Origin of the sequence: Nocardiopsis sp. NPDC049922, assembly GCF_040660275.1 — a bacterium.
GTDB lineage: Bacteria > Actinomycetota > Actinomycetes > Streptosporangiales > Streptosporangiaceae > Nocardiopsis.
Genome location: NZ_JBFAME010000001.1, coordinates 724732 through 748196, shown reverse-complemented (window position 1 = coordinate 748196; position 23465 = coordinate 724732). Strand labels below are relative to the sequence as shown.

The 23465-nt window shown below is 73.2% G+C and carries 24 protein-coding genes; 15 read left to right on the top strand and 9 right to left on the bottom strand.

Features of this window, described 5'->3' with window-relative positions:
- Positions 1 to 206 precede the first annotated feature (206 nt).
- From AB0I72_RS03540 to AB0I72_RS03500, 9 genes are all read left to right on the top strand, one after another.
- The gene (locus tag AB0I72_RS03540) at positions 207 to 1400 is read left to right on the top strand and encodes a hypothetical protein (protein WP_358562528.1); all 1194 of its coding nucleotides are present in this window, start codon (positions 207 to 209) and stop codon (positions 1398 to 1400) included.
- Between the two features lie 233 nt (positions 1401 to 1633).
- Positions 1634 to 2332, top strand: a complete 699-nt coding sequence (locus AB0I72_RS03535) for a DUF2993 domain-containing protein (RefSeq protein ID WP_358562526.1) — start codon at positions 1634 to 1636, stop codon at positions 2330 to 2332.
- 83 nt (positions 2333 to 2415) lie between these two features.
- Positions 2416 to 2721 (top strand): thioredoxin family protein, encoded by a 306-nt coding sequence (locus tag AB0I72_RS03530; protein WP_358562819.1) that lies wholly within the window; start codon positions 2416 to 2418, stop codon positions 2719 to 2721.
- A gap of 97 nt (positions 2722 to 2818) precedes the next feature.
- A complete protein-coding gene (locus AB0I72_RS03525) occupies positions 2819 to 2905 on the top strand; it encodes a putative leader peptide (protein ID WP_352983320.1) in 87 nt (28 codons plus the stop codon).
- A 374-nt stretch (positions 2906 to 3279) separates the two neighbouring features.
- A complete protein-coding gene (locus AB0I72_RS03520; RefSeq protein WP_358562524.1) occupies positions 3280 to 4125 on the top strand; it encodes a sulfurtransferase in 846 nt (281 codons plus the stop codon).
- Positions 4122 to 4427 (top strand): DUF1416 domain-containing protein, encoded by a 306-nt coding sequence (locus tag AB0I72_RS03515; RefSeq protein WP_358562523.1) that lies wholly within the window; start codon positions 4122 to 4124, stop codon positions 4425 to 4427. Before AB0I72_RS03520 ends, AB0I72_RS03515 begins: the two co-directional genes overlap by 4 nt.
- Before the next feature lie 359 nt (positions 4428 to 4786).
- Complete coding sequence (locus AB0I72_RS03510) at positions 4787 to 6937, top strand: hypothetical protein (RefSeq protein WP_358562817.1); 2151 nt, start codon at positions 4787 to 4789, stop codon at positions 6935 to 6937.
- Between the two features lie 86 nt (positions 6938 to 7023).
- Entirely contained in the window at positions 7024 to 8277 is a 1254-nt protein-coding gene (locus tag AB0I72_RS03505; RefSeq protein ID WP_358562521.1) for a MurT ligase domain-containing protein, read from the top strand.
- An 11-nt stretch (positions 8278 to 8288) separates the two neighbouring features.
- Entirely contained in the window at positions 8289 to 9005 is a 717-nt protein-coding gene (locus AB0I72_RS03500; RefSeq protein ID WP_358562519.1) for a glutamine amidotransferase, read from the top strand.
- Positions 9006 to 9077: 72 nt separating this feature from the next.
- Here the strand turns inward: AB0I72_RS03500 and AB0I72_RS03495 are convergent, their stop codons facing one another.
- Positions 9078 to 10106 carry a folate-binding protein gene (locus AB0I72_RS03495; protein ID WP_358562517.1) on the bottom strand — a complete coding sequence of 343 codons (1029 nt, stop codon included), beginning with the start codon at positions 10104 to 10106 and terminating at the stop codon, positions 9078 to 9080.
- A gap of 340 nt (positions 10107 to 10446) precedes the next feature.
- Positions 10447 to 10995 carry an FABP family protein gene (locus tag AB0I72_RS03490; protein WP_358562515.1) on the bottom strand — a complete coding sequence of 183 codons (549 nt, stop codon included), beginning with the start codon at positions 10993 to 10995 and terminating at the stop codon, positions 10447 to 10449.
- 197 nt (positions 10996 to 11192) lie between these two features.
- On the opposite strand from AB0I72_RS03490, the gene AB0I72_RS03485 reads away from it, so the two are divergent.
- Both AB0I72_RS03485 and AB0I72_RS03480 read left to right on the top strand, forming a co-directional pair.
- Complete coding sequence (locus AB0I72_RS03485) at positions 11193 to 11966, top strand: GIDE domain-containing protein (RefSeq protein WP_358562513.1); 774 nt, start codon at positions 11193 to 11195, stop codon at positions 11964 to 11966.
- A gap of 14 nt (positions 11967 to 11980) precedes the next feature.
- Entirely contained in the window at positions 11981 to 12343 is a 363-nt protein-coding gene (locus tag AB0I72_RS03480) for a DsrE family protein (RefSeq protein WP_358562511.1), read from the top strand.
- 69 nt (positions 12344 to 12412) lie between these two features.
- Here AB0I72_RS03480 and AB0I72_RS03475 read toward each other — a convergent pair whose 3' ends face one another.
- From AB0I72_RS03475 to AB0I72_RS03455, 5 genes are all read right to left on the bottom strand, one after another.
- Positions 12413 to 13159 carry a phosphoglyceromutase gene (locus AB0I72_RS03475; protein ID WP_358562509.1) on the bottom strand — a complete coding sequence of 249 codons (747 nt, stop codon included), beginning with the start codon at positions 13157 to 13159 and terminating at the stop codon, positions 12413 to 12415.
- 54 nt (positions 13160 to 13213) lie between these two features.
- Complete coding sequence (locus AB0I72_RS03470; protein WP_358562507.1) at positions 13214 to 13726, bottom strand: YbjN domain-containing protein; 513 nt, start codon at positions 13724 to 13726, stop codon at positions 13214 to 13216.
- A 23-nt stretch (positions 13727 to 13749) separates the two neighbouring features.
- Entirely contained in the window at positions 13750 to 15048 is a 1299-nt protein-coding gene (gene mshA / locus AB0I72_RS03465; protein WP_358562505.1) for a D-inositol-3-phosphate glycosyltransferase, read from the bottom strand.
- Between the two features lie 109 nt (positions 15049 to 15157).
- Complete coding sequence (locus AB0I72_RS03460) at positions 15158 to 16153, bottom strand: alpha/beta hydrolase-fold protein (protein ID WP_358562503.1); 996 nt, start codon at positions 16151 to 16153, stop codon at positions 15158 to 15160.
- A gap of 118 nt (positions 16154 to 16271) precedes the next feature.
- On the bottom strand, positions 16272 to 17249 hold the full coding sequence (locus AB0I72_RS03455; RefSeq protein ID WP_358562501.1) for a DUF523 and DUF1722 domain-containing protein: 978 nt from the start codon (positions 17247 to 17249) through the stop codon (positions 16272 to 16274).
- Positions 17250 to 17340: 91 nt separating this feature from the next.
- Between AB0I72_RS03455 and AB0I72_RS03450 the strand changes: the two genes are divergently transcribed.
- Positions 17341 to 18651 carry a deoxyribodipyrimidine photo-lyase gene (locus AB0I72_RS03450; protein WP_358562500.1) on the top strand — a complete coding sequence of 437 codons (1311 nt, stop codon included), beginning with the start codon at positions 17341 to 17343 and terminating at the stop codon, positions 18649 to 18651.
- A 26-nt stretch (positions 18652 to 18677) separates the two neighbouring features.
- Here AB0I72_RS03450 and AB0I72_RS03445 read toward each other — a convergent pair whose 3' ends face one another.
- Positions 18678 to 19208: an O-acetyl-ADP-ribose deacetylase gene (locus tag AB0I72_RS03445; protein WP_358562498.1), complete on the bottom strand. Its 531-nt coding sequence runs from the start codon at positions 19206 to 19208 to the stop codon at positions 18678 to 18680.
- A 114-nt stretch (positions 19209 to 19322) separates the two neighbouring features.
- Here AB0I72_RS03445 and AB0I72_RS03440 point away from each other — a divergent pair, with 114 nt between their 5' ends.
- The 3 genes from AB0I72_RS03440 (at position 19323) to AB0I72_RS03430 (ending at position 21050) form a co-directional block, all read left to right on the top strand.
- Positions 19323 to 19685 carry a BlaI/MecI/CopY family transcriptional regulator gene (locus tag AB0I72_RS03440; protein WP_083924217.1) on the top strand — a complete coding sequence of 121 codons (363 nt, stop codon included), beginning with the start codon at positions 19323 to 19325 and terminating at the stop codon, positions 19683 to 19685.
- Between the two features lie 5 nt (positions 19686 to 19690).
- On the top strand, positions 19691 to 20635 hold the full coding sequence (locus AB0I72_RS03435) for a M56 family metallopeptidase (protein ID WP_358562496.1): 945 nt from the start codon (positions 19691 to 19693) through the stop codon (positions 20633 to 20635).
- A gap of 115 nt (positions 20636 to 20750) precedes the next feature.
- A complete protein-coding gene (locus AB0I72_RS03430; RefSeq protein ID WP_358562494.1) occupies positions 20751 to 21050 on the top strand; it encodes a DUF2516 family protein in 300 nt (99 codons plus the stop codon).
- Positions 21051 to 21084: 34 nt separating this feature from the next.
- On the opposite strand, the gene AB0I72_RS03425 is transcribed toward AB0I72_RS03430, so the two are convergent.
- Positions 21085 to 23442 carry a hypothetical protein gene (locus AB0I72_RS03425; RefSeq protein WP_358562492.1) on the bottom strand — a complete coding sequence of 786 codons (2358 nt, stop codon included), beginning with the start codon at positions 23440 to 23442 and terminating at the stop codon, positions 21085 to 21087.
- Positions 23443 to 23465 lie beyond the last annotated feature (23 nt).

Sequence of the window (23465 nt, the reverse complement as noted above, 5' to 3'; positions counted from 1 at the left end):
CCGGGGTGACGCTCCCCGCTGGTCTCGAGCCTACGGCCACCGGTGAGTCTCGTGGGATCACTGGGTCCCCGGTGCAATTCTGGTGATGAAGGTCACAATGCATCGGGTGGGTTGTGCCCCCACTCTGCGGGATCTTCCCCCAGACTGTCCCCACCCGCTGCTATGACGTGCACATCCACCCGTCGATGTGCAGCATCATTGTCGGGATGGTGACGGTAGGACTGGCATTCACAAGCGCGTTGGTGGCCTGGAGCGCCACCGCGGCGCTCGCCGCGTACGCCCAGCGTCGCCCCAGCGCCGCCGCGGTCGGTTGGCTGGTCGCCGCATTCGGCATCGCCGCGGGGCTCAGCGCCGCGGTGGTCGGCGCGATCCTCGGTTTCGGCGACGTCACCTTCCGGCTCCACCAGATCGGTGTCAGCCTCCTGGGCCCGCTCTACATGGCGTGGGGCGCGGTCGAGTACGGCGTCCGATCCCCGCGCGGCCGGTTCACCTCGCGCCTGTTCCTCAGCGCCTTCACCATCGTTCCGCTGGTGGTGCTGTTCGTCGACCGGCTGAGCGGCGGCTTCGACCGCGCCTTCCCGGCCTTCGCCGACCACTACGACATCATCCCCCGCTGGCTCATCGGCGCCGCGCACCTCGTGGTCGCCGTCTTCCTCGTCTGCGCGCTCGTCGCGGTCCTGCGTCGACGCGGCGGCGGACGCGACCGGGGCGCGGACCTGTCGGTGCTGGGCCTGGTCGCCCTGGCCGCCCTGCTCTGCGTCGTCGTCGGCCGCATGGGCCTCGGCGTCCTGGGGCCGCTGCTGGCGCTGGGCGCCGTCGCGGCCCTGTGGGGCGCCTCCGCGATGGTCGCGCGCCCCCGGCACCGGGACCGGTACGAGGACGACGACCCCTACGACGACGAGGATCCCTACGACGAGGGTCGCCACGACGACCGCTACGACGGTGACGACGACGCCGACGAGCCCTTCGAGTCCTACGACGAGCCCCAGGAGGAACCCGTGCGCCGCAGGCGTCGCAACCCCGAGCCCGACCGCCACGACGCCCCACCGGCGCGTCGGGCCCCGTCCAAGCTGCGCGGTGTGATCACGATCTACACCCTCGCCGAGGGCCAGGAGGACGGCTTCGACCAGATCGCCGACGCCGTCGTCGACCAGGTCGCCCACCACGAGCCGGACACGCTGCTGTTCGCCTGCCACACGGTGCCCAACGGGCCCCTCCAGCGCATCGTCTACGCGATCTACCGCGACGAGCTGGCCCGCGAGGAGCACGAGCGGCAGCCGCACACACTGGAGTTCGCCCGTCGTTCCTCGTCCCAGGTGGTGGCCACGAACGTCATCGAGCTCTCCCTGTCGGGCGCCTCGGCCAGCGACGGCCTCGCCGCCATGCTGATGCCCCACTGAACGCGTCCCCGACGCCGCGCGACGCGACGCCCGCAGCGAAAGGTCTCGAACCGGTGTCTTTCGCGCAGGTGGGAAACCTCACCGAGGCACACCTCGTCGCAATCCGGGTGAAGTACCCTTCCCTACAGGTTTTTCATGACCGGCCCCATCAGGTGCCGACGGCGTGTGACCTAGACCGGCGGGACGAACCGGCCGACAGGCGCGCCTGAGCGAAAGAAAGTGTGCTGGGACTCATGCGTAAGTTCCTCGTCGTCCTGTTGTTCCTCATCGGAGTCGTCGCGGTGGTCGCCGACGTGGCTCTGCGCGGCGTCGCGGAGGGCACGGTCTCGGAGCGGATGGCGCAGCAGTTGGACATGACCGAGAACCCGGACGTGGCCATCGAGGGCTGGGCCTTCCTGCCCCAGGTCGTCAGCGGCGAGTACTCGCGGATCACCATCAGCGCCGACAGCGCCGCCATGGCCGGGGTGACCGTCGAGCAGATCGAGGCGGCGGCGAGCGATGTCGAGGCGCCCCTGTCCGACCTGCTCGAACAGCCCTCCGTCGTCGCGGGGACGATCGACGGCTCCTTCGTGGTGCCCTACTCCTACTTCAGCTCCCACCTGCCCGAGGGCATGACCGTCACGACGGAGGGCGGGGAGCCGCGCATCACCGGCGAGCTGGCCATCCCCGAGCTGGGTCTGAGCACCTCCGTGTCGGCGGGCGGCGAGTTCACCGTCGAGGGCGACACCGTGCGGCTCACCCCCGTCGACGTGCAGCTGGGCAACACACCGGTCGACGTCACGTCCATGGTCGAGGGCATGCTCAGCTTCAGCGTGCAGGCGCCCGCACTGCCCTTCGGCCTGACCGTCACCGACATGGAGGCCGCGTCCAACGGACTGCGGATCACCGGGGTGGGCCAGGACGTCCCGCTCATGGGCGCCGAGGCGGCCTGACCGGCTCTCAGGGAGGATCCGTGACCGCGTACGAGACCCGCGGGGGAGACCGGGACCGGGCCGCGCGTCCCTGGGACGGTCAGCTGCTCGGCCGTGAGGACCTGGGCGCCGACCTGGGGGAGCGGGCCACGCTCGTGCAGTTCTCCACGGCGTTCTGCCAGCCCTGCCGTGCCACCCGGCGCGTCCTCGACGACGTCGCGGGCATGGTCGGGGGCGTCGCGCACGTGGAGGTGGACGCCGAGTCCCGACTCGACCTCGTGCGCCGCCTGGGCCTGCTCGGCACCCCCACCGTGCTCGTCCTGGACGCCTCCGGGCGGGTCGTGCGCGGCGGCGGAGGACAGCCCCGCAAGGCCGACGTGATCGCCGCGCTCGGCGCCGCCCTCCCCTGAACCGGCCCCGCGCACCCTCCCCACCGGCGCTGACGCACCCAGCTGTGATCCAGCCCACCCGTGACAAACACCTCGACCGGCCTGTAGCGTCTAGGACGTGACTTCCTTGACGAGCGCGTATCTGACGAAGCGACGGGCAGTGGACTTCTGCCGCGTCGCCGCCGCGCTCTGTCTGTGTCCCTAGGGCGGACGGGCTTCCCAGCCCACGTCCCCTCCGTGCGACCGGTCCGTTTCCGAGCACGAGGTCGGGGACTCCACGCCATGCGGGTCGGCCCTCGCGGGCGGCGTCGCGCCGTCTCGGCACCCTTCCCTTCCGTGATCCACGGCTCCTCCGTCGTGCCCGGCGCCCGCCGGGCCCCGGAGACGGGTCGGGCGGGAGCGGATCGGGAGTACGGGCCCGCCGCATCGCGTACCACCGTCCCCGCGAGGCCGTGCCGATCCTGGACGCCGCGTCCGCCCGCACCCTGATCGCCTGACCCCCGACCCCCGGGCTCCGCATGCCCGGAGGGCACCGACCAGCACACGCGACACCGCACCATGAATCACAGGAGGTTCCCCATGAGCCGCTCCGACGTCCTTGTGGACGCCGACTGGGTGGAGGCTCACCTGGACGATGAGCACGTGGTCCTCGTCGAGGTCGACGAGGACACGTCCGCCTACGACGGGGGGCACATCCGCGGCGCCGTCAGGATCGACTGGAAGAAGGACCTCCAGGACCCGGTCCGCCGCGACTTCGTCGACCGCACCGGGTTCGAGAAGCTGCTGTCCGCCAAGGGCATCGCCAACGACGACCAGGTGATCCTGTACGGCGGCAACAACAACTGGTTCGCCGCCTACGCCTACTGGTACTTCAAGCTCTACGGCCACGACAACGTCCGTCTCCTGGACGGCGGCCGCAAGAAGTGGGAGCTGGACTCCCGCGAGCTCGTCAAGGAGGTCCCCGAGCGGGCCGCCACCTCGTACACGGCCAAGGAGCAGGACCACGGCATCCGCGCCTTCCGTGACGAGGTCGTCGCCGCCATCGGCGCCAAGGACCTGGTCGACGTCCGCTCGCCCGACGAGTTCACCGGCAAGCTGCTGGCTCCGGCGCACCTGCCGCAGGAGACCTCGCAGCGTCCCGGCCACATCCCGACCGCGCGCAACATCCCGTGGGCGAAGACCGCCAACGAGGACGGCACGTTCAAGACGGCCGACGAGCTGCGGGAGCTCTACACCGAGGCCGGTGTGGACCTCGACAAGGAGATCATCGCCTACTGCCGCATCGGCGAGCGCTCCTCGCACACCTGGTTCGCCCTGCACGAGATCATCGGGCTGGACAACGTGAAGAACTACGACGGTTCCTGGACCGAGTACGGCTCCCTCGTGGGCGTTCCGGTCGAGCTCGGAGAGGCGGAGGCCAAGTGAGCGACAGCTGCGGAGCTCCGGTCGGGGGCGTGGCCCTCGCCGACGTGGACGCGGGTGACCAGGCGGTCATCCAGGGCACGGTGACCCGGGACGGCGCGCCGCTGCGCGGCGCCTACGCCCGGCTCCTGAACGAGAACGACGACTTCGTGGGCGAGGTGGCCACCGGAGACGAGGGCACCTTCCGCTTCTTCGCGGCCGACGGGTCGTGGAAGGTGCGGGTCCTCGCCTCCCAGGGCTTCACCGGGGAGTACACGGTGAACGCCGAGGTCGGCAAGGTCATCGACCTCCAGGTGCAGGCCTGACGCTCGGGTACCGGACCGGCGCGTGAGCGCGGGACCGGCCAGCGCGTGTGCGGGGCGCCGGTGTCGACGGGACGACCGTCGGCACCGGCGCCGTGCCGTGTCCGGGCCTCGCGCGGTGACGGCGGGAGCGGGTGCGCGGGGCGCCGGTTGTCCACAGGCGGGGGAGAGAGGCTGGCAGCCCGTGGCCTGGCCTGCTTGACTTGGTTCGGCGGGCTGGTGACGGCCTCATGCCCCACTCCGGGCGCGCCCGGAGCCCTCACCGAGGCCGGTCAGGAGGTGTTCGGACGGTGCCCCACCCACGGACAGACGGTTCACCCCGAGGCGAGGCCGGACGGACCTACCTCGGTTGGCGGCACGCCGTGCTCCTGCCGCATCCGGGTCCGGCCCCGCGCCGTCCGGCGCCCGACGACGCGCGGACCCTCAGCGAGGAGTGGATCGCGGGCCAGCGCGACAGCGAGGCCCAGACCAACCGTCCGCTCCACGTCGCCCTGGTCGGGCTGACCCTGTTCGCCGTCCTGTTCGTCCTGCTGTGGTCACAGCGGATCCTGCCCGCCGCCCTCGCCGTGGGCGGCGTGTTCGCCTGCGCGGCCATCGCCGCGCCGGTCGGGTTCGCGCTGGTGCAGAGCCGACAGGTCATCGCCCAACGCCTGGCCAGAGCCGAGGAGCGGCTGGCGGCCGAGCGGGAGGAGCGCGACCGCGCCCTGCGCGACCGCCAACGCGACCACGCCCGCAGACACACGGAGTGGCGGGCGGCCAGCCGTGCCTACGAGGCCCAGCCGCACTGGTACGGGGTCACCGTGCCGGCCGACCGCGAGGCGGTCGTCGTGGTCGGCGGCACCGACGCCGGGTGGTCCGCCCTGCTCACCACGGTCGGAGTCTCGCGGTTGCGCGGCGGCGGCGACCTCACCGTCGTCGATCTCACCGGCCGGTCGGTCGCCCGGGAGCTGGTCCGGCTGGCGCGCCGGTGCGCCGTCGCCCCGCGCCGCTGGGTGCTCCCCGCCGACCTGCCCCGGATGACCCTCGGGACCAACCTGGACGCGGGCCAGCGGGCCCGGGTCCTGTCCGCGGTCGCCGCGGCGTCCGGCTCGGCGGAGGACGTCGACGCCGACGAGACCCTCCTGCTGCGGTTGTTGGAGGTGCTCGGCCCCCGCGCCGGGATCGCGGAGCTCATCGGCGGCCTGCGCGCGCTGTGCACACCGGAGGGCGACGCGGCCGAGGACGACCCGGCGCTGGTGCGGCTCACCGCGGACCAGCGTGCCCGGGTGCGTCGGCGCTGTGCCGACACCCCCGGGGTCTGGGAACGGGCCTGGGAGCTGGAACGGCGGCTGAGCCCCTTCGAGACGGTCGGCACCCGCGTCGAGGACGGCGCCTACGCGCAGATCAAGATCATCTCCACCGACCGGGCCTCCGGTGAGGTCGCCGCCCGGATGTACGGGACCTACACGGTGGCGGCGCTGAGCGAGCTGTTGGAGGACGGCCCGCGCGAGGGGCCGGAGCGGGCCGCGGCGCGACGGCCGCGGCCGCGCCCCGAGCGCACCCGCACGGTCGTGGTCTGCGGGGCGGAGAGCCTGCCGGACGGGGAGGTGGACCAGGTGCTGCGCGCCGCCGCCGACGGGGGCGTGGAGGTGGTGCTCATGTTCCGCGCCCCGACCCCGGCCGCCCTGGCCAGATTCTCCGACCCCGCCTGCCTGCCGGTGGTCATGCGCCAGCGTGGTGGGTCCGCGGACACGGTCGAGCGCGCCGTGGCCTCGATACCGGGTGTGAGCGGACGTGGGGGTGCGTCCGCGCCGGAGGCGGGCGGGTGTGGGGAACCGGCCGCGTCCGGCGCGGGCGGGCGGGGCGCCGGAGGACTCACGGTGCACCGGCTGACCGAGGTGATCGGTGAGGCGGTGGGCGCGACGGTCACCGAACCCGATCCGGACCCGGAGGCCGAGGCGGAGGCGGACGACCGGTTCTTCCCCTCCCCGCACACCGAGTCGGGGGCGATGATCCGCAACGCGGCCGCCGGGATCGCGCCCCTCGACCTCGTCCGCCATGTGAGATCGGCCACCGCCTGGGGGCGGGCCACCGCCCAGGCCGAGGAGATCGACGCGCCCGCCGCGCCCGGTGCGGAGGGCGAGGGGCCGTCGCGGCCGATCGGCCTGGACGCCGGGTCGCTGCGGCGGCTGCCGTGCACGGCGGCGCTGCTCCTGGGCGACGACGGGCCTGTCCTCACCGACACCAACCCGGGTATCCTCAGCCTGTCCACAGCCACCCTGGCCACGGTGGAGGACGCCCGTGCCACCGGACACGGTGCCGACCCGGCGTCCGAGGGGGACGGGCGGACCTCCGCGCCGGGGAGCCGCGCCGACGGAGCACGGCCACGGAGCGCGCTCCCCGACCCGCCTCCCGCCGAGGAGGGCGCGGCGCCGGCGCCGACGCCGTCCGGGGCTCCCGACGGCGCCGAGGTGCCCGACCGGGTGCCGCCCAACCTGGGACCGCCCCCCGAGCGCCTGGACTGGCGGGTGTGACCCGAGGTGGACACTAGGCTTGGCCCCAACACGTCACCCGCGACCGCCACGTGGTGGCGCGGGCGATCCAGCGACCTGGAGAGTAGATGAGCGAGCTTCCCCTGCGCGCCCAACTGGCATCGGTACTGGGTAGGAGCGCAGCCAGTCTGTCGCGCGCGACCGGACGCGGAGACGGCTCCGTGATCGGTGGCCGGGTCGCGCTCAAGGTCGAGCCCGACCTGCTCGCCAAACTCGCCCAGGGACGCCGCCTGGCCCTGGTCAGCGCCACCAACGGCAAGACGACCACCACCAAGCTCATCACGCAGGCCCTGCGCGAGCTCGGTGACGTCGCCACCAACGAGTTCGGTGCGAACATGCCCACCGGGCACATCACGGCGCTGTCCAGCACCTCCGCCGTCAACGGCGTGCTGGAGGTCGACGAGAAGTACCTTCCGCAGGTCCTGCGCGCCACCCGCCCGGCGTTCGTCGTGCTGATGAACCTGAGCCGCGACCAGATGGACCGCGCCTCGGAGATCAACCTGCTCGCCAAGAAGTGGCGCACCGCGCTCGCCGAGACCGACACGCACGTCATCGCCAACGCCGACGACCCCCTCGTCGCGTGGGCGGGGCTGGGTGCGCCGAACGCCACCTGGGTCTCGGCCGGTCAGCGCTGGAAGGAGGACTCCTGGTGCTGCCCCGAGTGCGGCGGCCACCTCAAGCGCGACGTCGACCCGTACTGGGAGTGCCCCGAGTGCGGACTGGCCCGGCCCCAGACGACCTGGGGGGTGGACAACGACACCGACTCCCTGGTCTGCCCCGACGGCCAGCGCGTGCGGCTCCAGCTCAACCTTCCCGGTGACGCCAACCGGTCCAACGCCGCCATCGCCGCCGCCACCGCCGCCGGGTACGGCATCCACCCGGTGCGCGCCGTCGAGCGGCTACGCGAGATCACCTCCGTCGCCGGACGGTACACCTCCGTGGTGACCATGGGCGTGGAGGTGCGCCTGCTGCTCGCCAAGAACCCGGCCGGATGGCTGGAGTCCTTCGCGGTCCTCGACCCGCCGCGGGTCCCGGTCATCCTCTCCGTCAACGCGCAGATCCCCGACGGCAAGGACACGTCCTGGCTCTGGGACGTGGACTACACCGTGCTGCGCGGGCGCCGCGTGTTCGTCATGGGTGAGCGCCGCACCGACCTGGCCCTGCGGCTGGAGACCGACGGGGTGGCCTTCGAGGTCGCCGACCGGGTCGACCAGGTCCTGCAGCGGCTCAAGGCGGAGCAGCCCGACATCACCAAGGTCGACGTCATCGCCAACTACACCGCGTTCCAGCAGATCCGCACGGCCTACGGCCGCGTCCAGTAGGGGAGAGACTCATGACGGACACCAGCAGCGCCCTGCGGATCGTGTGGATCTACCCCGACCTGCTGAGCACCTACGGCGACCAGGGCAACGTCCTCATCCTGCGTCGACGCGCCGAACTGCGCGGGATCCCCACCGAGATCGTGCACGTCCACTCCAGCGACTCCGTGCCCGAGCAGGGCGACATCTACCTGCTCGGCGGCGGTGAGGACCGCCCGCAGATACTCGCGGCCGAGCGCCTGCGCGCCGACGGCGGCCTCGCCCGTGCCGCCGCGCGGGGCGCCTGCGTGTTCGCCGTGTGCGCCGGGTACCAGATCATCGGCGAGAGCTACGGCGACGACGAGGCCAACCCGCTGCCCGGCGTGGGCATCCTCGACATCCGCAGCGGACGCGGCCAGACCCGGGCCGTCGGCGAGATCGTCGCCGACGTCGATCCCTCCCTGGGGGTGGGCCGCATCACCGGCTTCGAGAACCACCAGGGCCGCACGGCGATCGGCCCGTCCGCCCGCCCGCTGTCCACCACGGTGCACGGCATCGGCAACGACGACCGCACCGAGGGCGCCTACCAGGGCCAGATCCTGGGGACCTACCTGCACGGCCCGGCGCTGCCGCGCAACCCGGCGCTGGCCGACCTCCTGCTGCGCTGGCGCGTGGGCCAGCTGCCCCCGCTCGCCCCGTCCTGGGGTGAGCGCCTGCACGAGGAGCGCCTCGCCGCGGTCCTGAGCAGCTGACGCTTCCGCACGCAGGGGGCTCGTCCGCACGCGGTGGACGGGCCCCCGGCGTGCGCCGCGGCGACCCGGCCGCTACCTCGGGCGGCGGCGCAGGTCGATCTGGGCGTTGGCGCCCGTGTCCGGGTCCACGACGACCTCCTGGCTCGCCGCGATCCCCTCGACCACGAGGTCGGCGTCGGTGGGCGCGGCCCGCTTCACCACGCCCAGCGCGATCGGGCCCAGCTCGTGGTGGCGCGCGGACGACCCGACCCGGCCCACGGCGCGGCCCTCCAGCTCGATCGCGGCGCCCACCTCCGGCAGCCGCTCGGCGGTCCCGTCCAGGTGCAGCAGCACCAGACGGCGCGGCGGCCGACCCAGGTTGTGCACCCGCGCGACCGTCTCCTGCCCCGGGTAGCAGCCCTTGTCCAGGTGCACCGCGCGGCCCACCCAGTCGACCTCGTGCGGGATCGTGCGGTCGTCGGTGTCCACGCCGGGACGGACCCGGTGCTCGGCGATCCGGTGCGCCTCGTAGGCCCACATGCCCGCCGGGCGGGCCCCCGCCTCCGTCAGCGCCCGCGCGGCCTCCGCCAGGCGCTCCGCGGGCAGGAACAGGTCGGTCTCTCCCTCGGCGGCGCGTACGGGGACGTCGTCGATCCGCTCGGTCACCGCGGCGACCGCCGCCGCGCGGTGCGGTCCGAGCACCGTCAGCACCGCGCGCGACGTGCTCAGGTCCTCGACCTCGACCCGCAGCATGAACCGCATCGAGTCCAGGAACGCGGCCAGCCCCGGCCCGTCGCCGGGTTCGGTGTGGATCCACGCGGCCTCGCCGTCGTCCACCAGCGACAGGTGGTGCCGCAGGTGGCCCCGCGTGTCCAGGACCAGCGCCTCGGTCGCGGTTCCGGGCGGCAGGTCGCGCGTGAGCTGGCTCGTCAGGTCGTTGAGCCAACCCAGGCGGTCGGGCCCGCTCACCCGCACCACGCCCCGGTTGCTCCGGTCCACCCACGCGCTGGAGCGTTCGATGGCGCGGCCCTCGTGGGCGGGGTCGCCGTAGTGCGCGGCGACGCCCGTGTCGATCGACTCGGCGGTCACGGCGCCCGGTGTGGTCAGCAGCGGCGATGTCATACCGCCGAGAGTAGCCGCAGTGGCGGGCGCACCGAAAACACGTCTTTGACCTGTGGTTATGTCCCCAGGAAAAACATTTGCCCCAGGGGTCGGGGGCGACGTACTGTCGTGGCACGCAAGAAAGGAGGTGGTCCGAGAAATGGTTGATTCTAGGACTGGCGAGGTGGCCGTCCGCTAGGGCGACGCAACGCGTTCGCGCGACGTCGTTCGCGGCGAATCCCAGACGGACACCCGGACCCCGGGCTGCCGGACCTCGTCCGACCGGCCCCGCCCCCTCGGCGGGAGACAGCCCGGGGTCCGCCCATGCGTGAGCACGGACGGACCCCGGCCGCGCTCCGCGCTAGTCGTTCCGGTCGGTCCGCTTCATCTGCGCCGACATGTACGAGCGAAGGTCGTGGCCCCGCGCCGCCAGGTCCCACGCGTACCCCAGGGTCTCCCTGTCCTCGCCGAACAGGCCGTAGAGCCGGTGCGACGCGGTCACCTCCAGGCCGGTGATGGTGTGCATCACCGCGTTGGTGGCCATCTCCACCCGGTTCGCGAACACGTTGCCCAGGTACGACTCGATGAAGCCCTCGTTGTGGGCGATGAGCACCTCGAGGTGGATGACGTTCTCGCCGTCGTCCTTGGCGTACCGCGCCGTGTCCTCCTCCGACAGCGCACGCCAGTACCCGGACTCCTCGGTGATGAGCTCGCCGAGCGTTCCCTCGGGGGTCATCCGCCAGGCCCTGCCGCGGTAGTCCAGGTAGGGCAGACCGTCCCTCTGCGCGAACTCGATCTCCTGGCCGAACTGGAACTCTTCCTCGTCGGCGTATCCGGCGACGCCGACGCCCTCCCAGCGACCGATCAGGAAGGACAGTTTCGCCAGATCGGGGTGTACATCAGCGTCCATGGTCCCTGAGCGTAGCCGCGTCCGGAGGGTGACGGTGACAGCCCGCTCCGGCCATCCCCGTGCACGGCTCCGGTCATGCCCAATTGGCCCCGCTTTCCCGGAGAGCTGGTAAAGATGGTCACCGACGCGGTGTGGCCACGGGGTGTCGCGCCCGCCGCCGTCCTCGACCTCCAACGCACTTTCCGAAGGGGCGGCCTGTGTTACTGCTGATCGGTTCGGTGCTGCTCGTCGCCGCGGTGGTCCTCCTCCCGCTGACCTTCCTCGCCGTGCGGCGCTGGCTGCGTCAGCGGGGCCTGGCCCGCCTGCGCCCGGGAGCGCTGGCCGCGCGCGGCGGTCAGCGGGTCACCCTGACCGGTGTCGCCGCCCCCGGGCCCGCCGGGACCATCGGCTCCGGCCTGGCCGGGGCGGAGTGCGTGTGGCACGGCCACGAGGTGCTGCGGCACTACTGGCCGCTCAACCGCGACCGGGGGGACGGCGCGGTCCGCGAACGGGCCTGCGACCCCATCGCCGAGTTCGGCTCCGAGGAGCTGTTCGGTCTGGTCGCGGAGGGTGCGACCGACGAGGGCGACCGCGTCTTCGTCGACCCGACCGGCGGTGAGCCCCGTGGCGCCGAACTGTGCCTGCAACGCGTGGTGGGGCGCCCCCAGCCGGGTGTGGCGGCCGCCGCCGACGACCTCCTGCCGCGCGTGCGCGGGCGGATCTCGGGTGTCTTCCGCGGCGAGACCATCGAGTTCGAGTACCGCGAATGGGTGATCCGGCGGGGCGCCCGCGTGCGCGTCTCCGGTGAGGTCCGGATCCGGGACGGGCGCGTGGTGATCGCGGCCCCCGAGGGCGGCGGCCTGACCATCGAGCACGGCGTCGACGCGCAGCCGGTGCGGCTGTCCCCCCGGCGCCGTGAGGCGGTGGCCTTCTCGACCGCCCTCGCGGTCTGCGCGATCGCCGGGACCGTTCTGATCCTCCTCGGAATCTGAGTAGGCTGGCGACCATGTCTCGATCGATGGTGATCAAGGTCACCGCGGGGGAGGACGCCCCCGAGCGGTGCAACCAGGCGTTCACGGTCGCCGCCGCGGCCCTGGCCAGCGGCGTCGAGGTCTCGCTGTGGCTGACCGGGGAGTCGGCGTGGTTCGCCGTCCCCGGACGCGCGGAGGACTTCGCACTCCCGCACGCCGCCCCCCTGGCCGAACTCCTCGCCGCCGTGCTCACGGCGGGCCGGGTGACGGTGTGCACGCAGTGCGCCGCGCGCCGGGACCTGACGCAGGAGGACCTCATCGAGGGCGTGCGCATCGCCGGGGCCCCCACGTTCGTCGAGGAGACCCTGCGCGAGGGCGCCCAGGCCCTCGTCTACTGAGTCCGGCCCAGGACACGGCCGTGCCCGCGCCACCGGGGGCGGCACGGGCACGGAACGCGTGGGTCGGGCCTACTTCTTGCCCTGGTTGGCGACGGCCTGGATGGCGGCCGCGGCGGCCTCCGGGTCCAGGTAGGTGCCGCCCGGGTTGGTCGGCTTGAACTGGTCGTCGAGGTCGTACCGCAGCGGGATGCCGGTCGGGATGTTCAGCCCCGCGATGTCGGCGTCGCTGACCCCGTCCAGGTGCTTGACCAGCGCGCGCAGCGAGTTGCCGTGCGCGGCGACGAGCACCGTCCGGCCCGCGGCCAGGTCGGGGACGATGGCGTCGTACCAGTACGGCAGGGCGCGGTCCAGCACGTCCTTGAGGCACTCGGTGCGCGGCAGCAGCTCCGGCGGCAGACCGGCGTAGCGGGCGTCGCCCGCCTGGGAGTAGGGGTCGTCGTCGGCGATCGGCGGCGGCGGGGTGTCGTACGAGCGGCGCCAGATCATGAACTGCTCGTCGCCGTACTCGTCGCGCGTCTGCGCCTTGTCCTTGCCCTGGAGGGCGCCGTAGTGGCGCTCGTTCAGGCGCCAGGTGCGCTGGACCGGCAGCCAGTGCAGGTCAGCGGTCTCCAGCGCGAGGTTGGCCGTGCGGATGGCGCGCTTGAGGAGGGAGGTGTGGACGATGTCCGGGGTGATCCCGGCGGCCCTGAGCAGTTCCCCGCCGCGGCGGGCCTCGTCCTCGCCCGTGGCGGACAGGTCCACGTCCACCCACCCGGTGAACAGGCCCTTCGCGTTCCAGACACTCTCACCGTGTCGCAGCAGTACCAGAGTTCCCATGGCACCAAGCGTATCCACCCCGCTCACCCGCTCCGGGAGCGACCCCGGCCCCCGCTACTCGTGGTGGGTGGGTTCGGCCAGGTGCGCGAAGGCCTTCAGGTTGCGCATGTCGTGGCCGCGTTCGGCCCGCCAGTGCCACTCCTTGCGGATCGCCGACGCGAACCCGCGCTCCAGCGCGGCGTTGAAGTTCTCGTCCGTGTAGGTGAGGGCGCACCCCAGCAGCCGGTCGACCTCGCCCGGGGTGATCCCCTCCAGCGGCAGACGGCCGCGCAGGTACACGTCGCCGACGTCGTCGGCCGCGAACGCCATTCCGTACATGTCGGAGTTCCGGCGCATCAGCCACTGGTAGAAGGCGGCGTGGTTCTCGTCCGGACGGCGGCAGAAGAACGACGTCAGCGTCAGGCTGTGCGGCCCGACCTCCAGCCACACCAGCGTCTTGAGCTTGGCCGTTCCCGGCAGGGTGACGAGGAAGGAGCCCTCACGCGGTCGTTCCGTCTCCAGTCCGGCCTCGGCCACCGCCTCCGCGATCGCCTGGGCCGCGGCCTCGCGCGCCGTATCCGTTCCCACGTCCGTTCCTTCCCCTCGATCCGTCACCGGCACGCGGCCATCGGCAGCGGGCGCGGGGCGGTGCTCGCCCGGTACACGTCCAGCAGCTCGTCCACCGTCCGCGACCAGCCCAGGGTCGCCGCGTGCCGTGGGGCCGCCATCGCGAGTCTGGCATGCCACGCCGGCTGGGTGATCAGCCGGTGCAGCACGGCCGCGTAGTCGTCGGGGTCGTGCCCCTCCACCAGCACCCCGGAGGTTCCGTCCGCCACCGCCGTGGTCAGGCCGCCCACCCGCGAGGCCACCACCGGTGTTCCGCAGGCCTGCGACTCCACCGCGACCAGACCGAACGACTCGGAGTAGGAGGGCACGACCGTCGCCGTGGCCGCCCGGTAGTAGTCGGCCAGCCGCACGCGGTCCTGCGGAGGTTCGATCCGGACCACGTCGGCCACGCCCAGGGAGCGCGCCAGGTCGGCCAGCAGTCCCGGCTCGCGCGTGCCGCCGCCGGACAGGCCGCCGACCACGCCGACCACCAGACGCGAGCGCAGGGAGGGGTCGCGGTCGAGCAGGCGCGCGGCGGCGCGGATGAGGATGTCGGGCGCCTTGAGCCGCTGCACGCGACCGACGAACAGCAGGAGCTCGGTGCCGGGCGCCAGCCCGATCCGGCGCAGCGCCTCGTCGCGCGCGCCGGGCGTGAAGACCTCCAGGTCGACGCCGGGCGGGATGGTGCTGATCCGCTCGTCGCGCGCGCCGTAGAACTCGCGCAGCTGGCGGGCCTCGTCGTCGGTGTTGGCGATGAGCATGTCGGCCTGCCGCACGAGCTGGTCCTCGCCGCGAACCCGCGCCTCCGGCTCCGGGGCGTCGCCCTCGGCGAGGGAGGCGTTCTTGACCCGCGCCATCGTGTGCATCGACTGCACGAGCGGTACACCCCACCGGCGCGCGGCCACGACACCGGCCCTGCCGGACAGCCAGTAGTGGCCGTGGACCAGGTCGTAGTGGCCGGGCTCGCCCTGGGCCTCGGCACGGAGCATGCCGAAGATGAACGGACACAGGTGGTCGTTGAGCGCGTGCTTGTCCAGGCGCCCGTAGGGACCGGCGGGCACGTGCCGCACGTTCACGCCGGGCGCGAGTTCGACGATCGGAGGAAGGTCGGCGCTGGTGGCCCTGGTGAACACGTCCACGGCCACGCCCCGCTCGGCCATGCGCCGCGCCACCTCGACGACGTACACGTTGAGTCCACCGGCGTCGCCCGTGCCGGGCTGGTCGAGCGGAGAGGTGTGCAGACTGACGGTCGCGACCCGGGAGGGGACCGCCGTCTGTTCGCCCTCAGGCACGTTTGCGGACACCGGTGGTCCCTTCCGATCGTGTATACGGCCGCTGTCGTCAACAGCGACGAAGGTACACACTGTTCCCACCCGGACTGTCCGAGGGTCCTGGTATTGACGGCGCGTCGACTCAGGGCGTCGCTGACCAGCCCGACACCAGGAAGTCGACCGTTTCGGGGAAACTCCGCGTCCAGGTCCGGAAGTCGTGGCCGCCGCGCGGGCTGAGCGTGGCGACCGTCATACCCGCCTCGGTGAGCAGACCGGCGAAGCGCTCCGCCTCGCCGTGGATGCTGCCCTCCTGGAGCGGTGTGTGGTCCTCCTCGCCCTCGACCAGCACGAACCGGAGGTCGCGCGCCTCCGGGGAGTCGAGCAGCCGATCGGGGGAGCGGTCCTCGGCGTCGTCGCCGAAGATCCCGTCCGGGTCGTCCACCCGGAAGTACCCGCCCCAGCTCACCACCTGCCCGTACAGTTCGGGGTTGCGCAGGGAGACGGCCGCCGCGCCGTAGCCGCCCATGGAGAAGCCGCCGATCGCGCGCAACCCCCGTGGCCGGACGTGGTCGCCCTCCACCGCGCGGACCGCCGGGCCGGTGAGGAACGACTCCAACGCGAAGGAGCCGTCCGCCGCGTCCCCCCACTCGGTGGTCGCCCCCGACTCCACCTGCCCGTAGGGGGCGGCGATGACGAACTCGACCCCGGCGCGGCACATCTGCTCGTCCAGCCGTTCCCCGATCCGCTCGTCCGTCAGCGTGCGGTGCGTGGAGGCCGATCCGTGCAGCAGGTACAGCACGGGCAGGTCGGCGCTGTCGGGGCCGGGCGGGCGGCGGATCCACAGCGGACGGCCGCCCTCGGGCGCGCCGAGGTCGGGGAGCGTGACCACCTCGTCCCGTCCCGCCTCGTCGCAGACGGCGACCTGGCCCGGCTGCGGGATCGGCGCGGGGGTGGTCTCGCCCTGGACGGGCGGGAAGCGGACCTCGCCCGTGCTGACCTCGGGACCGGTGCCGAGCAGGCGCTCACCGAGCCGTCCGGGGAGCCCTCCGGGCGGGGTGGTGGCCAGGACCGCCGCGGCGACGACGACCGTGCACGAGGAGACGAGCACGACGGCCCGTCGGGAGAATGTCGCGAACACACCGAAACCTCAGGGTCGGGGTTGACCGGTATCCGCTCCCGGAGAGGCGGAGCGGTACGGAATGTGACTTACTGTAGTCGACCGAGGGCTTTGTGTGTGGAGGTTGTCGCTCCCGGACTCATACCACCAGGGCGTGCCGCAGACGCAGCTCGTCCGGGTAGGGCCGCAGGTAGGTCTGCTCGCGCGCCCACGCGACGTCCTCCGCCGCGCAGTGGTGCCGCAGGAGGGTGACCGGGACGCTCAGCGGCAGCAGCTCCGTGCGGTAGTCCTCGATCGCCGTCAGCAGATCGTGCCTGCGCGTGTCGTCCAGCAGCGGACTGAGCAGCCCGAACGCGTGCTGCAGCGTGTTGGCGTGCTTGCCCCGGGTGGTCCGGACCGCCATCGCCTGATGGAACGCGGTCCGGTAGGCGGCGGCGGTCTCGTCCCGGTCGGCCGATCCGGCCCGGGCCACGATCCTGCCCGTCCTCCGGTACCCCTCCGGCGAGTGCGACATCAGCTGGAGCTTGTGGCGCGTGTGGAAGTCCACGAGGTCGCGCGGTCGCCAGTCCGACTCCAGGAGCGCGCGCAGGCGGGCGTGCGCGAAGACGCGCTGGACGAAGTGCTCCCGAAGGGCGGCGTCGGACAGGCGGCCGGACTCCTCGACCGGCAGGTGCGGGAGGAGCCGGGTCAACCGCTCGGCGAAGGCGCCCCGGCCCTTGCCGTCGACGCGGTTCCCGTCGGGTGAGAACACCGGCAGGGCGAGCAGTCCGCAGCTGGGCGACCTGTTCTTGAGGATGTAGCCGTCCGCCCGGCGCAACTGGAGGACGTGGTGGTCGGCGACGGCCGCGAGTTCGTCGGTGCGGTCGGCGCCGTCCTTGCTGGAGATCACCCGATCCGCGCCGTCGTGCCTCTGGAGCCGCAGCGTCGGACGGGGCACGCCCAGACCGATCTCCGCCTCCGGGCACACCGGAATCCAGTCCACGTGGCGGTCGAGCTCGTCGGTGAGGAAGCGCGAGCGGGAGTGGCCCCCGTTGTAGCGGACGGGCGCGCCGAGCAGGCAGCTCGACACCCCCACCCGGGGTCGGACGGCGGCAGTCGGCTCGTGTACTGCGTCCATGTCGTTACCCCTACCCGGGATCCAGGCGGATCGACCCCGCAGTCACCGCTACTCTCGGATGGTGATGCGTCGCCTTCAGTGAGGGGGATGGGTGTCGCCGACCATCGTGCTGTTCACCCAGGACCTGCGGGTCCACGACCACCCGGCCCTGACCGCCGCCGTCGACGCCGCCGGGACCGTGCTGCCCCTGTTCGTGGTCGATCCGCGGATCGTGGAGCGCTCCGCCCGCAACCGGTGCGGCTACCTGTCCGAGGCGCTCGCCGACCTGCGCGCCGCGTTGCGGGCGCGCGGCGGTGACCTGGTCGTCCGGGAGGGCGACACGATCGGGCACGTCCGCGCCCTGGCGGAGGAGACCGGGGCGGACACCGTGTTCGTGAGCGCCGGTGTCTCCCGGTTCGCGGCCCGGCGGGAGGAGTCGCTGCGGCGGACGGGCCTGAGCGTGCGCCCGTTCCCCGGACTGACGGTGGTTCCCCCGGGCGGGGTCACCCCCGCGAGCGGCGACCACTACAAGGTCTTCACCCCCTACTGGCGCGCCTGGGCGGAGTACGGCCGCAGGGCCGTCCTGCCAGCCCCGGACGGGGTCCGCCTCCCGGAGGGGGTCGACCCCGGCGCCGTCCCGGACGGGCTGGCGGAGGCGGGGATCGCAACGGCGGCGCCCGACCGCCTCAGCGGCGGGGAGGAGGCGGCGCGTGCGCGGCTGGCCTCCTGGCTGGACCGGGGCCTGGCCCGGTACGCGGAGGAGCGCGACCACCTGCCCGGCGCGGCCACCTCGCACCTGTCGGCCGACCTCCGGTTCGGCTGCCTGTCCGCGCTGGAGGTCGCCGAGGCGGCCGAGGCCGCGCGGGCGGGGGAGGGGGCCGAGGAGTTCGTCCGCCAGCTCGCCTGGAGGGACTTCCACCACCAGGTCACGCGCGCCTTTCCCGCGCTGCCCGCGCGCGACTACCGGCCCAGGGACCGCGAGTGGCGCGAGGACCCGGACGCCTTCGACGCCTGGCGGCGGGGCGTGACCGGGGTGCCGATCGTGGACGCGGGCATGCGCCAGCTCCTGCGGGAGGGGTTCATGCACAACCGGGCGCGCATGATCACCGCGGCCTTCCTCACCCGGACCCTGCACGTGCACTGGAAGGCGGGCGCCGACCACTTCCACGCCCACCTCGTGGACGGGGACGTCGCCGACAACTACGGGAACTGGCAGTGGGTCGCCGGGACCGGGAACGACACCAGGCCCAACCGCGCGTTCAACCCCCTGCGCCAGGCCCGGCGGTTCGACCCCGAGGGCGACTACGTCCGCCGCCACGTGCCGGAACTGCGGGGCCTGCCGGGCAGGCGGGCGCTCACGCCGTGGCGGGAGCCGGAGGCGCCGGACGGCTACCCGCCGCCGATCGCCGACCCGGGCCGGTGAGAGAGGCGGGTGCGACCGCCGACGCGTCAGGCCGTGTCGAAGGCCCGCCGGAAGGCGGCCAGCGCGCGGTCGTCGAACAGGACGAGCCGGATCTCCGGCACCCGAACCTCCGCCCCGTGGATCGCCTCCGCCGCGATCCGAGCCGCGTCGTCGACGGGCCACCGGAAGACGCCCGTGGAGATCGCGGGGAAGGCCACCGACTCCGCGCCGAGCTCGTGCGCCACCCGGAGCGACTCAGTGAAGCACGACGCGAGCAGCGCGCTCCGGTCCTCCGACGCGCTGTACACCGGGCCGACCGTGTGGATCACCCAACGCGCGGGCAGGAGACCCGCGGTCGTGGCCACCGCCCGGCCGGTCGGCAGACCGCCCCCGTAGTGGGAGGCGCGCAGCCGTCGGCACTCCTCCAGGATGGCCTCGCCGCCCCTGCGGTGGATGGCGCCGTCGACGCCGCCCCCGCCCAACAGCGAGCTGTTGGCCGCGTTGACGATCGCGTCGACCCGCTGCTCAGTGATGTCGCCCCTGATGACGGTGAGGCGTGTGCCCCGTGTGCGGTCCATGTTCCCTTCCTTCCCGCTCCCGTCGGGCGGCTGGAACCCCCTTGCCCTCGGGTGACCAGGATTTAACGTGGGGGTACGACAGTCTGTAGTACTAGGGTCGGTAGACTCGACGCTATGACTCGGCTAGGCGAACTCGAACGCGCGGTGATGGATGTACTGTGGGCGCAGAACGAACCGATGACGGTTCGCGAGGTGGGCAAGGCCCTCGCCGAGCGCGACCTCGCACACACGACCGTCATGACCGTGCTCGACCGACTGGCCAAGAAGAAGGTCGTCACCCGGGCACGTGAGGGTCGTGCGTGGCGGTACCGTCCGGCAGCCAGCCGTGAGGCGTACGTGTCCGAGCTGATGTTCGACGCGCTCGGGCAGACGGGAGACCGTGACGCCGCCCTGGCCGCCTTCGTCCAGTCCATGGACGGCCAGGAGGCTGAAGCGCTCCGGCGCGCACTCGCGGAAATCGAGCAGCCAAGGAACTAGTCCGAATGGTCAGTGCCGCCCTCCTCTCCCTCGTCGCGGTCGGCTGCGTGCTCGCCATGGAGGCCCTGCACCGGGCGGAGTGGCCGTCGCGCGGTCCCTACACGGCCGTGATCACCTGGCAGGCACTCGGCCTGGCATGGGGCGTGTCCACCATCGGCGCGCTGCTCGCCTACGGGCTGTCCACCTACGAACTCGGCGCCGCGGCGGGCCTGGTCGCGCTGGTCACCGACGTCGTCACCGGTGAACTCCTGCTCACCGAACTCTCCCGCGGCCTGGAGGGCGTCAGCCGCATCGCGGCCGTGGTCCTGGCGATCGCCCTCACCCTCGTCCTCTTCTACGGACTGGTCTCCTCCTTCGTGCACGTCGTGCGTGTGCGCCGCCGCCACCACGACCTCCTCGAACTCGTGGCCAGCGAACACCCCGACGTCCCCGGCGCCCGCGTGGTCGACCACCCGGCCGCCGCCGCGTACTGCCTGCCCGGCGTGCTGCGGTCCCAGGTCGTCATCAGCGCCGGCGCCCTCGCGGTCCTCGACAACCGCGAACTGGCCGCCGTCCTGGCCCACGAGCACGCCCACCTGCGCCAGCGCCACGACCTCGTGCTGCTGCCCTTCTCCTCGCTCAAGCGCGCCTTCCCGCGCGCCCCCCTGATCCGGACGTACTACGAGAGCGTCGCCCTGCTCATCGAGATGTGCGCCGACGACCAGGCCCGCCGCACGAGCTCCTCGCGCGAGCTCGCCATGGCCCTCCTGCGGTTCGGTGCCGCCGGACCCGCGCCCGTGCCCGCCGGGGCGATGGCCGCCCTGGAGGCGACCACCCCCGGGGTGGTGCGTCGCGTCAACCGCCTCCTGCGCCCCGACACCGAACTCCCGTACCACGCGGGCGCGTTCATCATGGGCGGTTCCGCGTTCCTCCTCGCGGCGGTCACCTGTCTCTGGCACATCCCGGTGTGACCTGTCGGGCGCACGCCTGTGACGCCCGACTCCCCCGGGCACGATCGGCGGCCCCGGTGCGTTTACCGTGGAGAGCGGGCGGGACCCCGCCGGAACGCGTCGTCGGGAGTGTGTTGTGTTCTACCTGATCTGGCAGGCCATCTACCTGGTCACCTTCGTGGCCAGTCTCTACGCGCTGATCGAGGCGATCCGCACACCGGCGCAGGCGTTCGAGCTGATGGACAAGCAGAGCAAGAAGCTCTGGCTCATCCTCACCGGCGCGGCCACGGGCCTGTCCCTCCTGGCGGTGTTCTCCGGCACCGGCATGTTCGTCATCCTCGGTCTGGTCGCGACCCTCGTCTTCCTCCTCGACGTGCGCCCGGCCGTCAAGGGCGCGGGCGGCGGTCGCAACAACGGCCCCTACGGTCCCTGGTAGACCGTCCGACCACGCCCTCACGGCGGGGCGGGGCTCAGGAGCGGTGGTCGCCCCCGTCGTTCAGCACCTTCCACAGGGACTCCGCGTAGGCGGGGTCGTCCGTGTAACGGTTGTGCCCCAGGATCTCCGGGCGCAGGGCCTCGCCGGGCGGCGGGTCGTAGGCGCGGGGGTCGGGCAGCGGCTCGGCCGGAGCGATCACCCCGGGGACCTCCGGGCCGTCGCCGGAGCGCTCCCTCGTGCGCACCGGGTCGGCGAAGGCGTCGGTGACCCGCCACAGGTTCCGCCAGCCCGACACCCGGCTCCGCAGGTCGGCGAAGGCGTACGGGCCGAAGTAGGCGGGGAAGTAGCGGGCGTAGAGCCGGTCGAGCGGTGACCCGTGGGTCACGAGCGCGACCCGACCCGCGCAGTCCTCCGGCAGCTGCCAGATCGTGGCGGCGGCGAGCACCGACCCCTGCGAGTGGCCCGACAGCGCCACGTCGGCGCCCTCGCGCGCCATCCGCGCCACCCGGGCGGCCAGCTGCGGCACCGCGCGCTCGGCGTAGGAGGGCGGCGCCAGCGGGTGCGCCACGCGCGGCCAGAACGTGCCCACGTCCCACAGCGCGCCGACCGCCTGCCGCGTCGGGCGGTCCCGGTAGGCGCTCCGGCCGATCCAGGCCACGCCCAGCAGCGCCGCGCCGCCCAGGACCGACCCGACGCTGACCATCAGCGCCACCGTCTCCCGGGCGAGCCCCTCGATCCCGCCGGACACCGCGGTGTCCGCGGGCCGCGGACTCGTGATCACGTCGCCGGACAGGGACGAGTAGAGCACGAGCACCACCAACGGCGCCACCGGGGCCAGGAAGGCCGTCAGGACGGCGGGCAGTGCCTCGGTCATCCGCCCCACGGCCCGGGCGCGGGCGATCTCCCACGTGCGCCGGTCGCGCACGCTGCGCGCGTACTGCTCGGTGACGGCCGGCAGGTGGGCGCGGGTGGCGCGGCGCAGCGCGACCGCGATCGCGGCCACGACGACCAGCGCGATCACCGCCTCCAGGGTGAACGCGAGCTGGAGCCACGAGTACGCGGTCGGCGGGGCCAGCTCCAGACAGGCGGGTCCGCCCGGCGTCAGGGCGTCGCACCCGCTCAGCCACAGCGACCCCTGGTAGACGAGCGCGGCGGAGAAGCCGCCCCCGAGCAGGGCGCCCAACGCGGCGGTCGCCGGTCCCGCCATGCCCCGCATCGCCGACCGGTCGTGGGCGCGGTCCGACACGTACAGCACCACCGAGGCCACCAACAACACCAGCACCAGGAGTCCCTGGGCGGTGAACAGCGCGTTGAGCGTCGCGCCCGCGCCCGGCAGGCGCCCCGACGGCGTCCAGGACGGGCGCGGCCACGCGGTGTACGCGGCCACCCCCACGGCGACCGTGACCGTCGCGTCCCGCAGCATCCGGCAGACGCGGTCCACGCGCCCGTTCCGCCGCGGGTCCGCGTCGGGCACCACGACACTCCCGGCGCTCGCGGTCATCACCGTCCCCAGGAGCACCGCCAGAACCATCCCGAACCCCGACAGCCCGGACAGGGCGCTCCCGCCCCCGGAGAGGTCGTGTCGCAGGGCCGGAACGAGGAGCAGGACGGCCACCGTTCCCAGGGCCACCGCGATGTGCGCGGACCGCAGCCGCGCCAGGATCTCGCCGTTGTGCCAGAAGTCGGGGCGGCTGAGCGGGGCGGCGTCGGTGGTCACCGGGGGGACCGGGCCCCGGACCACCTCGTACTCGCGCTCGGTCCGCCGCGACAGGCACCAGAGCACCACGACCACCGTCACCGGCAGCAGGGCGCCCAGCGGCAGGGCGGTCCCCGGCGCCGACAGGGGAGAGGAGGCGGAGGCCAGGAAGGTCAGCCACGGGCGGGCGCGCACGCACGCCTCCGCCTGGGCGGTGCACTGCCACGCGACCAGGTCCATCCCGATCCCGGCGGCCGCCAGGGTGATGAGCACGGTCAGGGAGAGCGCGAGGAGGCGGACGGAGCCGTCGTAGACGTGGTCGGCCGCCCGGCGCGCGCCGCCCGGGTTCCGGTCGACGCGGCCCGGCCGCGTCCAGTACGCCAGGTTGAGCAGCATGAACGGGAGCAGCAGCAGCCACAGAGCACGTGAGGAACTGCCCGAGTTCAGGTTCCCCCACGCGAAGATCTCTCGACGCACACCGGGAACGGTCTCGGTGTCGTCCCGGCCGCGCCAGCGGAAGAAGCCCGAGAGGCCGTCACCGGCCACCCGCATGGCCGGTTCGACGTCGAGGAGCTCCTCGGCCGTGCCGCCCGCCACGCCGTGCACGCGCAGCTCCACGCGGTCGGGTCCGGGGTCCGGTCGGTCGGAGGCGACGGGGGGTTCGGGGGGTGTGGCGGGGGCCGACATATCCAGCATCCTGCCACGCTGGGTGAGCGCGC

Coding starts and splice junctions, on each gene's coding strand:
- AB0I72_RS03425 (WP_358562492.1), bottom strand. CDS start 23,442: ATGCTGGATATGTCGGCCCCCGCCACACCCCCCGAACCCCCCGTCGCC.
- AB0I72_RS03540 (WP_358562528.1), top strand. CDS start 207: ATGGTGACGGTAGGACTGGCATTCACAAGCGCGTTGGTGGCCTGGAGC.
- AB0I72_RS03440 (WP_083924217.1), top strand. CDS start 19,323: ATGACTCGGCTAGGCGAACTCGAACGCGCGGTGATGGATGTACTGTGG.
- AB0I72_RS03520 (WP_358562524.1), top strand. CDS start 3,280: ATGAGCCGCTCCGACGTCCTTGTGGACGCCGACTGGGTGGAGGCTCAC.
- AB0I72_RS03480 (WP_358562511.1), top strand. CDS start 11,981: ATGTCTCGATCGATGGTGATCAAGGTCACCGCGGGGGAGGACGCCCCC.
- AB0I72_RS03495 (WP_358562517.1), bottom strand. CDS start 10,106: ATGACATCGCCGCTGCTGACCACACCGGGCGCCGTGACCGCCGAGTCG.
- AB0I72_RS03500 (WP_358562519.1), top strand. CDS start 8,289: ATGACGGACACCAGCAGCGCCCTGCGGATCGTGTGGATCTACCCCGAC.
- AB0I72_RS03505 (WP_358562521.1), top strand. CDS start 7,024: ATGAGCGAGCTTCCCCTGCGCGCCCAACTGGCATCGGTACTGGGTAGG.
- AB0I72_RS03435 (WP_358562496.1), top strand. CDS start 19,691: ATGGTCAGTGCCGCCCTCCTCTCCCTCGTCGCGGTCGGCTGCGTGCTC.
- AB0I72_RS03475 (WP_358562509.1), bottom strand. CDS start 13,159: ATGGGAACTCTGGTACTGCTGCGACACGGTGAGAGTGTCTGGAACGCG.
- AB0I72_RS03490 (WP_358562515.1), bottom strand. CDS start 10,995: ATGGACGCTGATGTACACCCCGATCTGGCGAAACTGTCCTTCCTGATC.
- AB0I72_RS03535 (WP_358562526.1), top strand. CDS start 1,634: ATGCGTAAGTTCCTCGTCGTCCTGTTGTTCCTCATCGGAGTCGTCGCG.
- AB0I72_RS03455 (WP_358562501.1), bottom strand. CDS start 17,249: ATGGACGCAGTACACGAGCCGACTGCCGCCGTCCGACCCCGGGTGGGG.
- AB0I72_RS03445 (WP_358562498.1), bottom strand. CDS start 19,208: ATGGACCGCACACGGGGCACACGCCTCACCGTCATCAGGGGCGACATC.